The organism is Bauldia sp. (genome assembly GCA_037200845.1).
Taxonomy (GTDB): Bacteria; Pseudomonadota; Alphaproteobacteria; order Rhizobiales; family Kaistiaceae; genus DASZQY01.
Genome location: JBBCGQ010000001.1, coordinates 1,618,235 through 1,631,971 on the forward strand (window position 1 = coordinate 1,618,235; position 13,737 = coordinate 1,631,971).

Sequence of the window (13,737 nt, forward strand, 5' to 3'; positions counted from 1 at the left end):
ATTATGGGCGGGCAGGGCGGAGGCGCGCAACTCCTTGCCAACGTGGCATTCGCGCCGTATGTGACGCGGACGTTGCGCCGCCCAAGCCGCTGACGTCCAATTCCCAGACTCCCTCAAGCCGGTAAGCCGATAGCCATGACCGACCTCGCCACGATTTCGTTCGCCAAGCCCGCCGCCAAGGCCGCCGGCACCGTCGCCATTCTCGTCGGCGACGACCTGGCGCCGGGCAAGTCGGCCGCCGCTTTGGGCGTCGACAAGCTCGTCAAGCGCGCCGCCGCGACCGCCGACTTCAAGGGCAAGGCGAAGACGTCGCTGGACCTGATCGCGCCCGCCGATTCCAATCTCGAGCGGCTGATCGTCGTCGGCACCGGCAAGATCGCCGACCTCGGCGCCAACGGCTGGGTCGAGCTCGGCGGCGCCGTCATGGGCGCGCTCGGCAAGGCGAAGAAGGCGACGGTGTATTTCGACCGCACGCCGGCGGAGGCCGCCGACTTCGCGCTCGGCATGAAGCTCCGCGCCTACGCCTTCGACAACTACAAGATCGATAAGGAGGACGCGCCGAAGTCGCGCCCGCCGACGGAGGTCACCATCGCGGTCGCCGATCCGGCGGCGGTAAAGAAGGCATGGGGCACGCGCGAGGGCATTGCCGAAGGCGTGCTGCTCGCGCGCGATCTCGTCAACGAGCCGCCGAATGTTCTGGGCCCGATCGAATTCGCCGACCGCGCCAAGGCACTGAAGAAGGTCGGCGTCACCGTCGAGGTGCTGGGCGAGCCGGAATTGAAGAAGCTCGGCATGCGCGCAATCCTCGGCGTGGCGCAGGGCTCGTCGCGTCCGCCGCGCCTGGTCGTCATGCGCTGGAACGGCGGCAAGGCCAAGGACGCGCCGGTCGCCTTCGTCGGCAAGGGCGTCGTCTTCGACACCGGCGGCATCTCGATCAAGCCGGCCGGCGGCATGGAGGACATGAAGGGCGACATGGCCGGCGCCGCCGCCGTCACCGGCCTGCTCTACGCGCTCGCCGCGCGCAAGGCCAAGGTCAACGCCGTCGGCGTCATCGGCATCGTCGAGAACATGCCGGATGGCAACGCCCAGCGCCCCGGCGACATCGTCACCGCGATGACCGGGCGCACCATCGAGATCATCAACACCGACGCCGAGGGCCGCCTCGTGCTCGCCGACGCCGTCGCCTACACCGAGGATCGCTTCACGCCGAAATTCATCATCGACCTCGCGACGCTGACCGGCGCGATCATCGTCGCGCTCGGCCACCTCAACGCCGGCATGTTCGCCACCGACGACGCGCTCGCCGCCGCGCTGACCGCCGCCGGCACCGCGACCGGCGAGACGGTGTGGCGCATGCCGCTCGGCAAGGAATACGACAAGCAGATCGACTCGAAATTCGCCGACGTGAAGAACGCCGGCGGCCGCGACGCGGGCTCGATCACCGCCGCCCATTTCATCAAGCGGTTCGTCAAGAACACGCCCTGGGTCCACCTCGACATCGCCGGCACGGCGATGGGTTCGCCGCAGACCGACGTCAACCGCTCGTGGTCGTCGGGCTGGGGCGTCCGCCTGCTCGACCGGCTGGTGGCGGACAACTACGAGGGCTAGCCCGGCGGCTTTATCGCCCAGCCGATGTCGGCGGTGTCGCTGCCCGGCCCGGCGAAGGGAATGCGCAGCGCGCCCGTCGCGCTGAACGGGCCGAAGGCGGCGTATTCCGGCGCCAGGACATCCGGCGAACCGCGCTGCCAGACGAGAAGCGCGCCGTCGCGGGCGACGTCCGCGGGCGTCACCCACGGGCTCAGCACGTAACGCGCATCGGTGAGCACGTGCGGGTGCTCGGGCGCATAGACCGTCACGATGCCGATCGCCCATTTGTCGCCGGCAACGATGCGCAGCGGCGCGTTGCCGGTGTGCGCGCGCCAGATGTCGGTGAGCTGGCTGGCCATCGCCGGGCCGGGCCACACCTGCCACAGCGGCGAGGGAAAGTGCGGCGAGACGATCGTCACAACGCCGAGCCCGATCGGCATCAGCACGAACAGCAGCCCCCACGTGAGCAGCAGCGCCGGCAGCCGCGCGATCACCGGCAGCAGCACGAGCGCGGCGACCAGGCTGATCCACGCCGGCATCGGCGCACCCCACGGGTCGCGGAGGCCGTAGCCGGTGGCGACCGAGAAGATCAGCGACAGCGCGTAGGGAGCGAACGCCATCACCAGGATGAACCGCCAGAGGTCGCGCGCCGGCGTGTTGGGCGCGCCGATCTGCCGGAAGCGGATGCCGCTGGCGAGAAGCAGCAGGGCCGGCAGCAGGTGATCCAGCAACTGCGCGCCGAGGAAGCCGAACGGCCTGATCAGCCGCTGGATACCCTCCGGCCGGCCGGCACGCCCCTCGGCGAAAGTCACCGGCAGGAAATCGACCGACCACAGCCAGCGCAGATGCGGTGCGATGAGCACCAGCGCCAGCGCGACCGACACGTACGGTCCGATCGTGCGGTACGCGCGGCGCCCGCTCGGCACCGCCAGCGAGGCAAGGATCAGCGCGCCGAACAGGATGACGGCGCTGTACTTGGCGTAGACCGCCAGCGCCGCGATGACGCCGAGCGCCACCCACCAGAGCAGGCGGCCGCTATCGATCGCGCGCCACAAGGCCAGCGCCGCGAAGGCCCAGATCGGCATCTGCACGACGTTGGCGTTGAACTCCGGCGTCGGCAGGTTGGCGTAGAAGACGAGGCTGTAGATCACGACCGCGAACAGCGCGACCTTTGCCCCGCCGGCCTCGCGCCCGAGCAGATAGAGCGGCACGAAGGTGAGCGCGATCGCCACCTGCGACAGCACGTACGCCGGCCAGATCGCGCCGCCGCCGAGCGTCACCGCCGCCATCGTCAGCCACGCCTGCAGCGGCGGGTGCGAGGCGTAGCCAAGCTGCCACTCGCGGCCCCAGCCGATGTTTTCCATGACGTCGATTGGGGCGTTGCGGTAGGTGAAGGCCGGGACCAGCGTCCACAGCGCGACCTGCACCGCCAGCACGGCGACGAAGAAGGCTTCCGGCCGCTGCTCGAAGGCATCGGCCAACGCGGTCGCGAGACGCTTCACAGCAGGCCCGATTGACGTGTAGTCATGAAACCGTCTTGTCGCGCCGGAGGCGTTGGTGACCGAGGTCCTGTTCTACCATCTGCAGAACCAGCCGCTAGAGCGCGTGCTGCCGGATATGCTCGAAAAGTGCCTCGAGCGTAAATGGCGGGCGGTCGTGCAGCTCGGCTCGGAGGAGCGGCGCGACGCGATCGACGCGCACCTGTGGACCTATCGCGACGACGGCTTCCTGCCGCACGGCACGGCGAAGGACGGGCACGCGGCCGAGCAGCCGGTGTGGCTCACGGCCGCCGACGACAACCCGAACGCGGCCGACGTGCGCTTTCTCGCCGACGGTGCTGAGGCGGCTAACTATTCCGACTACCGGCGCATCGTCGTGCTGTTCGACGGCAACGATGCGGACGCGGTGGACAGGGCGCGGGCATCATGGACCGCGATCAAATCGGCCGGGCACGATGCGACGTACTGGCAGCAGTCGGAGCGCGGACGCTGGGAGAAGAAGGGGTAGATCAACCTCCCCCTTGAGGGGAGGTCGAAATCGCTTTAGCGATTTCGGGAGCGGGTGCCTTCGGCGACCGCAGCAACAATCGCTGCACAGACTCCCTCGATGTTCGTCATCACGTCGCTGTTCCATACCCGCACAACTTTATATCCCTGATCGGACAGCCACACGTCACGCCTCGCGTCGCGCGTGCCCGGTCCGGGCGAGGCGTGATGTCCGCCGTCGACCTCGACGATCAGTGCCTTTTGCGGACACAAGAAATCCACGATGTAAGGTCCGAGAGGTACCTGGCGACGAAAGCGAAGTCCGGCGATGCCGGGCTTCCGTAGCCACTGCCAAAGGCGCGCCTCGGCCGGCGTCATTGCCTGGCGCATTGTCTTGCCGAAGGCGCGATTAGCCGGAGGCACTTCCCGATGCGGCATACCCCCTCCCGAAATCGCTGCGCGATTTCGACCTCCCCTCAAGGGGGAGGTTGATCTGAGTCCTATTCCGCCGCCGTGGCTTCTTCGACTGCGGCGCTGGCTGCCAGCCACTTGTCTTCCGCCGCGGCGATGGCGCGGACCATGTCGGAGCGTTCCTTGGCCAGGAACGCGGCGTCGATCGGGCGGTTGTAGAGTTTCGGGTCGGCCAGCTTCCTGTCGATGTCGGCGAGGTCCTTCTGCAGCTTGGCGATCGCGGCCTCGGCGTCTTTGACGCGCTTGCGCAGCGGCGCGCTTTCCTCGCGTTTCTTCGCAGACTCGCGGCGCTTGTCCTGGCCGCCCTTGATGCTGGCGGCCGGCGCGCGGCCGGCGCCGCGGCCCGCGCGCGAATCCAGCACCATGGAGCGGTAGTCGGCGAGGTCGCCGTCGAAGGGCGAGGCGGTGCCGCCGGCGACCAGCCACAGGCGGTCGACCGAGGCCTCCAGCAGATGGCGGTCGTGGCTGATCAGGATGACCGCGCCGGTGTATTCGGCGAGCGCGGCGACCAGCGCCTCGCGGCTGTCGATGTCGAGATGGTTGGTCGGCTCGTCGAGGATCATCAGGTTGGGGCCGGTGAAGGTCGCAAGGCCGAGCAGCAGCCGCGCCTTCTCGCCGCCCGACAGATCCTTGGCCGGCGTCTCCATCTTCTGGCGCGTGAAGCCCATGGCGCCGGTGCGGGCGCGCACCTGCGCCTCGAAGGCGTCGGGCATCAGCTCGCGGACGTGGTCGTAGGCCGACTGGTTCGGCTTCAGCTCATCGAGCTGGTGCTGCGCGAAGAAGGCGACCTCCATCCGGTGCAGGCGGCGCATGCGCCCGCCCATCACCTGCATGCGGCCGGCGAGCAGCTTGGCGAGCGTCGACTTGCCGTTGCCGTTGGAGCCGAGCAGGCCGATGCGGTCGTCATCGTCGATGCGCAGATCGAGTTTCTTCAGCACCGGCACGCCCTCGACGTAGCCGACCGACGCGTCCTCGAGCTGGATGATCGGCGGCGCCATCGGCTTCGCCGGATCGGGGAAGGAGAACGGCAGGATCGACTCGTCGGCGAGCGCCGCGATCGGCTCCATCCTCTCCAGCATCTTGAGGCGCGACTGCGCCTGCCGCGCCTTCGACGCGGTGTAGCGGAAGCGGTCGACGAACGCCTGCATGTGGGCGCGCTGTTCGTCCTGCTTGTGCTTCGCCTTGGCGAGCAGCGCCTGGCGCTCGCGCCGCTGCCGGTCGAACGAGTCGTAGTTGCCGCGGTAGAGCGTCAGCTTGCCCTGGTCGAGATGGATGATGGTATCGACGGCGCGGTTGAGCAGGTCGCGGTCGTGGCTGATCATCACCACCGTGTACGGGTAGCGCGCGATGAAATTTTCCAGCCACACCGTGCCCTCGAGGTCGAGGTAGTTGGTCGGCTCGTCGAGGAGCAGGATGTCGGGCGCGGTGAACAGCGTCGCGGCGAGCGCGACGCGCATCCGCCAGCCGCCGGACAGCGCGGAGCAGGGGCCGTGTTGCGTGTCCTCGTCGAAGCCGAGGCCGGCGAGGATCGAGGCGGCGCGCGACTCGGCCGAATGCGACTCGATGTCGGCGAGGCGCGTGTGGATCTCGGCGATGCGGTGCGGGTCGTGTGCGGTCTCGGCTTCCGCCAGCAGGGCGGTGCGCTCGAGATCGGCCGAGATCACGACGTCGATCAGCGTCTCCGGTCCGCCCGGGGCTTCCTGCGCCACCTGGCCGATCCGCGAATTTCTCGGCCGCGAAACGCCGCCGGTTTCCGAGCCCAGCTCACCGGCGATCAGCTTGAACAGCGTCGTCTTGCCGGCGCCGTTCTTGCCGACAAGGCCGACCTTCGCCCCCGTCGGGATGGCGACGGAGGCGTGGTCGATCAGCAGGCGCTCGCCGATCCGGTAGCTGAGGTCGTTGATGTGCAGCATGGCGCGGGGGTTTTGCCGCGCCGCAGCAAGAAGGGCAAGCGCCGTTTATGGAGCGAGGGCCGGCCGCCATTTGATGAGTGCCATCAGCGCCCCGCCGGCAATGAGGCCCCAGAAGGCGGCGCCGATGCCGAGGAAGGAGACGCCGGAGGCGGCGATGACGAAAGTGACCACTGCCGGCAGGCGCTCGTCTTCCTTTGCCAATGCCGACGACAGCGCCCCGCCGAGGCTGCCGAGCAGCGCCAGGCCCGCGACCGCCTCGATCAGCAGCGGGGGCGAGGCGGTGACGAACGCCGCGGCAAACGGCACCGCCAGCGCGATGACGATGTAGGCGGCGGCGCCGGTGAACGACGCGATCCAGCGGCGGGCCGGGTCCGGATGGGCATCCGGTCCGGCGCAGAGCGCGGCGGTGATCGCGGCGAGGTTGAGCGAATGGCCGCCGAAGAAGGCGGTGGCGACGCTGCCGAGCCCGGTCCACACGAAGATCGGCCCGACGTTCGGGTGGTAGCCGTTGACGCGCAGCACCGCGAGGCCGGGCACGTTCTGCGAGGCCATCGTGACGATGAACAGCGGCACGGCGATGCCGATGAGCGCCGCAAACGTGAAGCTCGGCAGCACCAGCACCGGGTGCGGCAGCAGCGTCGCGAAGGTCGCCGGCGGCAGTTGCGTCGTGATGCCGACGACGATGGCCGTGGCGACGACGGCAATCGGCACGGCGTAGGGCCGGGCGAAGCGGAGCGCGATCGCCCAGGTCGCGACGATCGGCAACGCGAGGCCCGGCGCGGCGGCGACGGCGTGCACCGGCGCCAGGCACAGCTCGAGCAGCACGCCGGCAAGCATGGCGCCGGCGAGCGACAGCGGGATCGAGGCGACGGCGCGGCCGAACGGACGCCAGATGCCGGCGACGATGACCAGCAGCCCGGCGATGAGGAAGGCGCCGACCGCGACCGGAAAGCCGCCGGCCGGCGCGCCGGTGGCGATGAGCAGCGCGGCGCCGGGCGTCGACCAGGCGATGGTGATCGGCGTGCGGGTGGCGAGGGCGAAGCCCATGCCGAGCAGGCCCTGGCCGAGGCAGATGGCGAAGAGGCCGGACGCGGCCTCGGCCGGCGTGGCGCCGACGGCGGTGAAGCCGGCGAGCACGATGGCGAACGAGCTGGCGAAGCCGACGATGGCGGCGAGCAGGCCGGCGGAAATCGGCTGGATGGCGGAGGCGGCGGGCGGGGCGGCGGAATCGGTCACGGGCAGCTCTGGCGTCGGGCGGGCTTTGTGGCCCGAGCCGGCATCGGCGGCAAGGCGCAAAGCGCGATGACCGGCGCCATTGCAACCGGCACTGGCCCCTTCAATCAGGGGTGTTACGATGATGGGTGCTCGGCGCCGTGGTCAACGAGGAGAGGCCCCATGACGAGATACGCTTCCGCCATCGCAATGTGCGTTGCCCTGCTGGGCGTCTCGCCGGCATCGTCGGCCGTTCGTCTGGCGGACGTTACCGCGGACGGCCACTGGGACTGCAAGGATCCGAACGGGGCGGGCGTCGGCGCCGTCGTGCTCGCCGACAAGAGCTACGCCTTCATCAAGGCCGACGGCAAGTTAGCCGGCTACGGCAAGCTGTTTCTCATCCGCGAGAATTTCGACTTGCCGCATTTTGCCATCCTCGACGGGCACCTGAAAGACGAGGTGCACGCGCTGGGCATCGGCATGCGTGGGCCGCGCGGTCATCAGCATGACCTTTCCGGCGATCTGTTCGTCAACATCATCCTGTCCGCCGACGGGCAGGGCAAGGACGACTGGGAATGCGTGCGGCGCGGCGGTCGCGGCTGAGCGTCGCTACCCGCAGATCCCGAGCTTGACGCAATAGTCCTGCATCGCGGCGTCGAGCGTCTGATTCAGCACGTCGATGCGTGACTGGTAGACCGCGCCGATGCACGCCTTGTTGGCGCCGCAGCTTCCCCGGTCGATCAGAAACTGGTGCTGCTCGTCCTGCGCGGCACCGCGGCTGCCCATCAGCATCGGCAGCTTCATGCGCACGCCGTAGAGCGTCGCCATCTGAACGTCGAGTTCGGAGAGCGAACGGCTGGCGCAGATCGCCTTCTCGTCGGGCGTCTTGGCCTTGGCGCAGTTGAAGCTGGCGGCCTCTGCGCCTCCCGAGAGGAGCAGCGCGGCGGCGATAAGGCCGAAGCGAAGCGCGGTCTTGGACATGGGCACATCTCCTTCCATTTCTTAACGCCGGCGTCGTTCAGCATACCGGCAAAAATAGGTGGGCGCGTGCTGGACGGGCGAGGGCGATTGCCCTCATTTTTGCGGCCATGAACCGCGCCCTCCTGCCGTTCGCGGCTCTGCTGCTTCTGGCGCCGCCGGCCTTCGCCAAGGAAGCGCCGGCCCCGGCCGCCGCGCCGCCTGCGCCGACGGTCACCGTGACGCTGCCGGTATCGCACGCGACGACGCCGGACATCATGGCATATTCGCCCGACGGGCGTTTCCTGCTCACCGGCGATTACATCCACCAGATCAAGCTGTGGAACGTCGCCACCGGCGAACTGATCCGCACGTATCCCGGCCACGCCGACTCGATCACGGCGCTGACCTTCTCGCCGGACGGCGCCTACTTCGCTTCGGGCAGCGACGACAAGAGCGTGCGCATCTGGAACGTCGCGACCGGCAAGATCGTCAATACGCTGACCGAGCACACGGCAGGCGTCGAGGCGCTGGCCTTCTCGCCGAACGGGCTGATGCTCGCTTCCGGCGACGACGAGGGCGGCGTCATCCTGCAGGACTTTTCGCCGGGCGCGAAAGGCGAGCGCACGGTAACGCTGGACTATCCCGTCATGGCGCTGAAGATCGATGCCGCCGCCGGGCTGCTGGTCGCCGCCACGCACGGCGACATCGAAACGCTGAAGCTCGATACGCTGGACAAGATCGACACGTTCGGCCCGGGCGGGCTGACGGTGGCGCCGCTGTTCGTGCCGAACTCGACGCGCATCCTGATCCCGACCTACGACGGCGCGTTGAGCCTCTGGGACTACGGCAAGGGCGGGCTGGTGCAGAGTTTCGCGATGACGCCGAAGCGGAACGTGTGGGCCTTCGCCTTCCCCGACGGCAAGCGCTTCCTGACCGGCGCCGCGGCGGAAGATGACGACAGCGGCCAGACCGTCTTCTGGAACGGCCAGACCGGGACGGAAGAGAAGCGCATCGACTTCGGCGACGACATCGACGCCATCGCGCCGGACGGCAAGACGGTGGCGCTCGGCGGCCGCGGCGGCATCTTTATCGAGGATGCCGAGACCGGCGCGGTGGTGCGCACCTTCGGCGACGGCACGCTGGTCGGCGCCTTCGAAAGCCTGACCGCGGACGGCGCGCTGGTGCTATCGACCTACCCGCAGCACGACGACATGATCCTGTGGAACCTCGACACCGGCGCCAGCGTCCGCACCTTCGACGGCGGCGGCGTGGCGGCGGTCTCGCCGGACGGCAGCCGGATCGCCGGCGCCGAGGATCGCAAGGCGACCGGCGCGGTCAACGTCTGGGATGCCGACAGCGGCGATGTGCTGGCGACGTTCAACGTCGGCGCCGGCACCATCCGCGGCGTCGCCTTCAGCGCCGACGGCAAGGTGGCCGCGATCCGCGTCGGCGACACGCTGCGCACCCTCGACATGACGACCCTCGATGCGGTCGTGACGGGACCGAAGATCGAAGGCGCCACCACCTTTGCGCTTTCGCCGGACGGCACGTCGTACGCCGTCGCCGACCGGGACGGCGTCGTCACCGTCGGCGCATTTGCCGCGGCGCCGGCGCCGGCCGCGAAGGCCGCGGCCAAGGCGCCGCCAGCGACGTTCGCCGGCCTCACGACTTACGCCAGCCTCGCCTTCTCGCCGGACGGCAAGACGCTGCTCGGCGCCGACGAGAAGGGCGCGGTCGCGTTGTGGAACGCCAAGACCGGCAAGGCGGCGAAGACTCTCGCCACCGGCACGACGAACACCGCCGTCGGCTTCTCGCCGGACGGCGCGTTCGTCTACGTCTCGGGGCGCGATGGCGGCCTGCGCCTGTGGAACCTGAAGACGGGCAAGGCGCTGCCGCCGCTGATGCACGACGTCGACCCCGATCTCGTCCGCTTCTCCAAGGACGGCAAGACGCTGACGACGGTGCTCAACAACGGCTTGGCGTGGCGCTGGTCGCTGAAGACGGGCGCGCTGCTGACGACGACGGCGCGGCTGGCGGACGGAGCGGCGGTGACCATGACGCCGGAAGGTTTCCTCGACGGCACCGGCGATTTTGCCGCCGGCGTGCGGCTGGTGCGCAATCTCGATGCGTATCCGCTCGGCAAGGCGGCGGCGCTGCTGGTGCGGCCCGACGTCGTCGCCGCCAAGATCGCCGGCGACGAGGCGACGGTGAAGGCCGCGGCAAAGTCGCTGGACCTCAACGCCGCGCTTGATGGCGCGGTCGCGTCAGGTGGCCCCGGCGATGCCGAGGCCAAACCGACGCATGTCGTCATCGCCCGCACCTCGCTGCGCGAAAAGCCGGACGCCACCTCCGCCGCGGGCGACGAACTGACGCCCGGCATGCAGGTGGCCGTGGTCGAGGACGACGGCGCCTGGACGCTGGTGGCCCGCGACGGCCAGCCGATCGGCTACGTCGCCAGCGATACGATCGCGCCGCTGCAATAGCCGCTTCCCCTTCGATGACTCTTCATTGACGGCGCCCGCTGTGGCACATGCGGGCGCATTGCGCGCCAGCGGTGATTCTCCGCCGCGCCTGAAACGGGAGGCAACATGATCTCGGGTTCCGTCAAGAAATACCTCGCCGAACTGATCGGCACGGCGGTTCTGGTGCTGTTTGGCTGCGGCTCGGTCGTGATCGGCACGTACAACGGCGTCTTCCCGATCGGCATGCTGCCGGTGGCCTTTGCGTTCGGCCTGTCGGTGACGGCGATGGCCTACGCCATCGGCCCGGTCTCCGGCTGCCACATCAACCCGGCGGTGACGGTGGCGATGGTCGTCGCCGGCCGCATGGAGATCAACGAGGCGATCGGCTACATCGTCTCGCAACTGGTCGGCGGCATCGTCGGCGCGCTGCTGCTCTACGTCATCCTGAGCGGCAAGGGCGGCGGCTACGACATCGCCGTCGGCGGGCTCGGCCAGAACGGCTGGGGCCCGGGCTATCAGGGCGGCTACAGCATCGCCTCGGCGATCCTCGTCGAAATCATCGCGACGTTCGTCTTCACGGCGGTGATCCTCGGCGTCACGCACCGCTCGCAGTCGACCGCGAACCATCCGGCCGGCCTGATCATCGGCCTGACGCTGGTGCTGATCCACATCGTCTTCATCCAGGTCACCGGCGTCTCGGTGAACCCGGCGCGCAGCCTCGGCCCGGCGATCTTCGTCGGCGGCCAGGCACTGGCGCAGGTCTGGCTGTTCCTGGTGATGCCGCTGATCGGCGGCGCCATCGCGGGCTGGGCGTTCCGCAGCAAGATACTGCTGTCGGAGTAGGGGGAGGCTGGCTCCCGCTCCGCCAGCTTCAGCAAGGGAATGAACGAGCGGAGGGTGGCGTACACCCTCCGCTCCACATGTCAGCCGAAGCGGTCGGCGTTCATCACCTTGGCCCACGCCGCGGCGAAATCCTTGACGAACTTCGCGTGGGCGTCGCTGGAGCCGTAGACCTCGGCCAGCGCGCGGAGTTGGGCGTGCGAGCCGAAGATCAGATCGACTCGCGTTCCCGTCCACTTGATCTCGCCGGTCTTGCGGTCGCGGCCTTCGAACACCTGCTCGGCGTCGTCGGTCGCCTTCCACTCCGTGCTCATGTCGAGCAGGTTGATGAAGAAGTCGTTGGTGAGCGCGCCCGGCTTCTTCGTGAAGACGCCGTGCTTCGACTGCCCGGCATTGGCGCCAAGCACACGCAGGCCACCGAGCAGCACCGTCATCTCCGGCGAGGTCAGCCGCAGCAACTGCGCCCGGTCGACCAGCGCTTCCTCGGGCAGCATGAACTGGCGCGGCCCGAGATAGTTGCGGAAGCCGTCGGCGCGCGGCTCCAGCGCGGCGAACGACTGCACGTCGGTCTGCTCCTGCGAGGCATCCCCGCGGCCCGGCGTGAAGGGCACCTTGACGTCGATGCCGGCGTCCTTAGCGGCCTTCTCGACGGCGGCGCCGCCGGCAAGGACGATCAGGTCGGCGAGCGAGATCTTCTTGCCGCCGGCAGCCGATCCGTTGAACGCCTTCTGGATGCCCTCCAGGATCGGCAGCACCTTGGCGAGCTGCTTCGGCTGGTTGACCTCCCAGTCCTTCTGCGGCGCGAGACGGATGCGGGCGCCATTGGCGCCGCCGCGCTTGTCGGAGCCGCGGAAGGTCGAGGCCGAGGCCCACGCAGTCGAGACGAGTTCGGACACCGACAGGCCGGACGCCAGAACCTTCGCCTTGAGGTCGGCGACGTCCTTGTCGTCGACCAGCGGATGATCGACGGCGGGCACCGGGTCCTGCCAGATCAGCACTTCCTTCGGCACCAGCGGGCCGAGGTAGCGCACCCGCGGGCCCATGTCGCGATGGGTCAGCTTGAACCACGCGCGCGCGAAGGCATCGGCGAACTGATCGGGATGCTCATGGAAGCGGCGCGAGATTTTCTCGTAGGCCGGATCGAAGCGCAGCGCGAGATCGGTGGTCAGCATCGTCGGCACGCGCTTCTTCGACGGGTCGTGCGCATCGGGGATCGTCGCCGGCGCATTCTTCGCCTGCCACTGCTGCGCGCCGGCCGGGCTCTTCGTCAGCTCCCATTCGAAATTGAACAGGTTGTCGAAGAAGTAGTTGCTCCACTTGGTCGGCGTCTGCGTCCACGTCACCTCAAGCCCGCTGGTGATGGTGTCGCCGGCCATGCCGGTGCCGTGACCGCCCTTCCAGCCGAGACCCTGGGCGGCGATGTTTTCGCCTTCCGGCTCGGGACCGACCAGCGACGGATCGCCGGCGCCGTGCGTCTTGCCGAAGCTGTGGCCGCCGGCGATCAGCGCAACGGTCTCCTCATCGTTCATCGCCATGCGGAAGAACGTCTCGCGGATGTCGCGCGCCGCCGCCAGCGGATCGGGCTTGCCGTTCGGACCTTCCGGGTTGACGTAGATGAGGCCCATCTGCACCGCGCCCAGCGGATGCTCGAGCTGGCGCTCGCCGCTGTAGCGCGAGTCGCCCAGCCACGTGCCTTCCGGGCCCCAGTAGAGTTCCTCCGGCTCCCACGTGTCGGCGCGGCCGCCGGCGAAGCCGAACGTCTTGAAACCCATCGACTCCAGCGCGACGTTGCCGGTGAGCACGAAAAGATCGGCCCACGAAATCTGGCGGCCGTACTTCTGCTTGATCGGCCAGAGCAGGCGGCGCGCCTTGTCGAGGTTGGCGTTGTCCGGCCACGAGTTGAGCGGCGCGAAGCGCTGCTGGCCGCCGCCGGCGCCGCCGCGTCCGTCGGTGATGCGGTAGGTGCCGGCGCTGTGCCACGCCATGCGGATGAACAGGCCGCCGTAGTGGCCGAAATCCGCCGGCCACCACGGCTGCGAACTGGTCATCAGGGCGCGCAGGTCGGCGACGACCGCGTTGAGGTCGAGCTTCTTGAACTCCGCCGCGTAGTTGAAGTCCGTGCCCATGGGATCGGACCGGGAGGAATTCTGGTTGAGGATGTTGATGTTGAGCTGCTTCGGCCACCAGTCGCGGTTGGTCCTGCCGCCCGTACGCTTGTCGGTTTTCGCGTCCATGGTCCGTCTTCCCTCGCATCTTGAATCGGTACGGGCCGGTCTCTGCCGGCTTCGTCGTGTGGAACGATGCCAA

11 protein-coding genes are annotated in these 13,737 nt (G+C 68.8%); 5 read left to right on the forward strand and 6 right to left on the reverse strand.

The features are described 5' to 3' along the window. Positions 1-135: 135 nt before the first annotated feature. Positions 136-1,608 (forward strand): leucyl aminopeptidase, encoded by a 1,473-nt coding sequence (locus WDM94_07830; protein MEJ0012521.1) that lies wholly within the window; start codon positions 136-138, stop codon positions 1,606-1,608. Here WDM94_07830 and WDM94_07835 read toward each other — a convergent pair. After that, positions 1,605-3,089: a glycosyltransferase family 39 protein gene (locus WDM94_07835; GenBank protein ID MEJ0012522.1), complete on the reverse strand. Its 1,485-nt coding sequence runs from the start codon at positions 3,087-3,089 to the stop codon at positions 1,605-1,607. The genes WDM94_07830 and WDM94_07835 overlap by 4 nt on opposite strands. A 55-nt stretch (positions 3,090-3,144) precedes the next feature. Here WDM94_07835 and WDM94_07840 point away from each other — a divergent pair, with 55 nt between their 5' ends. Further along, positions 3,145-3,594, forward strand: a complete 450-nt coding sequence (locus WDM94_07840) for a DNA polymerase III subunit chi (protein MEJ0012523.1) — start codon at positions 3,145-3,147, stop codon at positions 3,592-3,594. Between the two features lie 35 nt (positions 3,595-3,629). Here the strand turns inward: WDM94_07840 and WDM94_07845 are convergent, their stop codons facing one another. From WDM94_07845 to WDM94_07855, 3 genes are all read right to left on the reverse strand, one after another. Continuing rightward, complete coding sequence (locus tag WDM94_07845; protein MEJ0012524.1) at positions 3,630-4,010, reverse strand: endonuclease domain-containing protein; 381 nt, start codon at positions 4,008-4,010, stop codon at positions 3,630-3,632. A gap of 62 nt (positions 4,011-4,072) precedes the next feature. Then, positions 4,073-5,956 (reverse strand): ABC-F family ATP-binding cassette domain-containing protein, encoded by a 1,884-nt coding sequence (locus tag WDM94_07850; GenBank protein ID MEJ0012525.1) that lies wholly within the window; start codon positions 5,954-5,956, stop codon positions 4,073-4,075. Positions 5,957-6,001: 45 nt separating this feature from the next. Beyond that, complete coding sequence (locus WDM94_07855; protein ID MEJ0012526.1) at positions 6,002-7,192, reverse strand: benzoate/H(+) symporter BenE family transporter; 1,191 nt, start codon at positions 7,190-7,192, stop codon at positions 6,002-6,004. A 159-nt stretch (positions 7,193-7,351) separates the two neighbouring features. Between WDM94_07855 and WDM94_07860 the strand changes: the two genes are divergently transcribed. Next, positions 7,352-7,771, forward strand: coding sequence for a hypothetical protein (locus WDM94_07860; protein MEJ0012527.1), 420 nt, complete (start codon positions 7,352-7,354; stop codon positions 7,769-7,771). 6 nt (positions 7,772-7,777) lie between these two features. Here WDM94_07860 and WDM94_07865 read toward each other — a convergent pair whose 3' ends face one another. Next, entirely contained in the window at positions 7,778-8,149 is a 372-nt protein-coding gene (locus tag WDM94_07865; GenBank protein ID MEJ0012528.1) for a hypothetical protein, read from the reverse strand. A gap of 107 nt (positions 8,150-8,256) precedes the next feature. Between WDM94_07865 and WDM94_07870 the strand changes: the two genes are divergently transcribed. Further along, complete coding sequence (locus WDM94_07870; GenBank protein MEJ0012529.1) at positions 8,257-10,611, forward strand: SH3 domain-containing protein; 2,355 nt, start codon at positions 8,257-8,259, stop codon at positions 10,609-10,611. A gap of 105 nt (positions 10,612-10,716) precedes the next feature. Further along, complete coding sequence (locus WDM94_07875) at positions 10,717-11,433, forward strand: MIP family channel protein (protein MEJ0012530.1); 717 nt, start codon at positions 10,717-10,719, stop codon at positions 11,431-11,433. An 80-nt stretch (positions 11,434-11,513) separates the two neighbouring features. Here the strand turns inward: WDM94_07875 and katG are convergent, their stop codons facing one another. After that, positions 11,514-13,664 carry a catalase/peroxidase HPI gene (gene katG, locus WDM94_07880; protein ID MEJ0012531.1) on the reverse strand — a complete coding sequence of 717 codons (2,151 nt, stop codon included), beginning with the start codon at positions 13,662-13,664 and terminating at the stop codon, positions 11,514-11,516. Between the last annotated feature and the right edge of the window lie 73 nt (positions 13,665-13,737).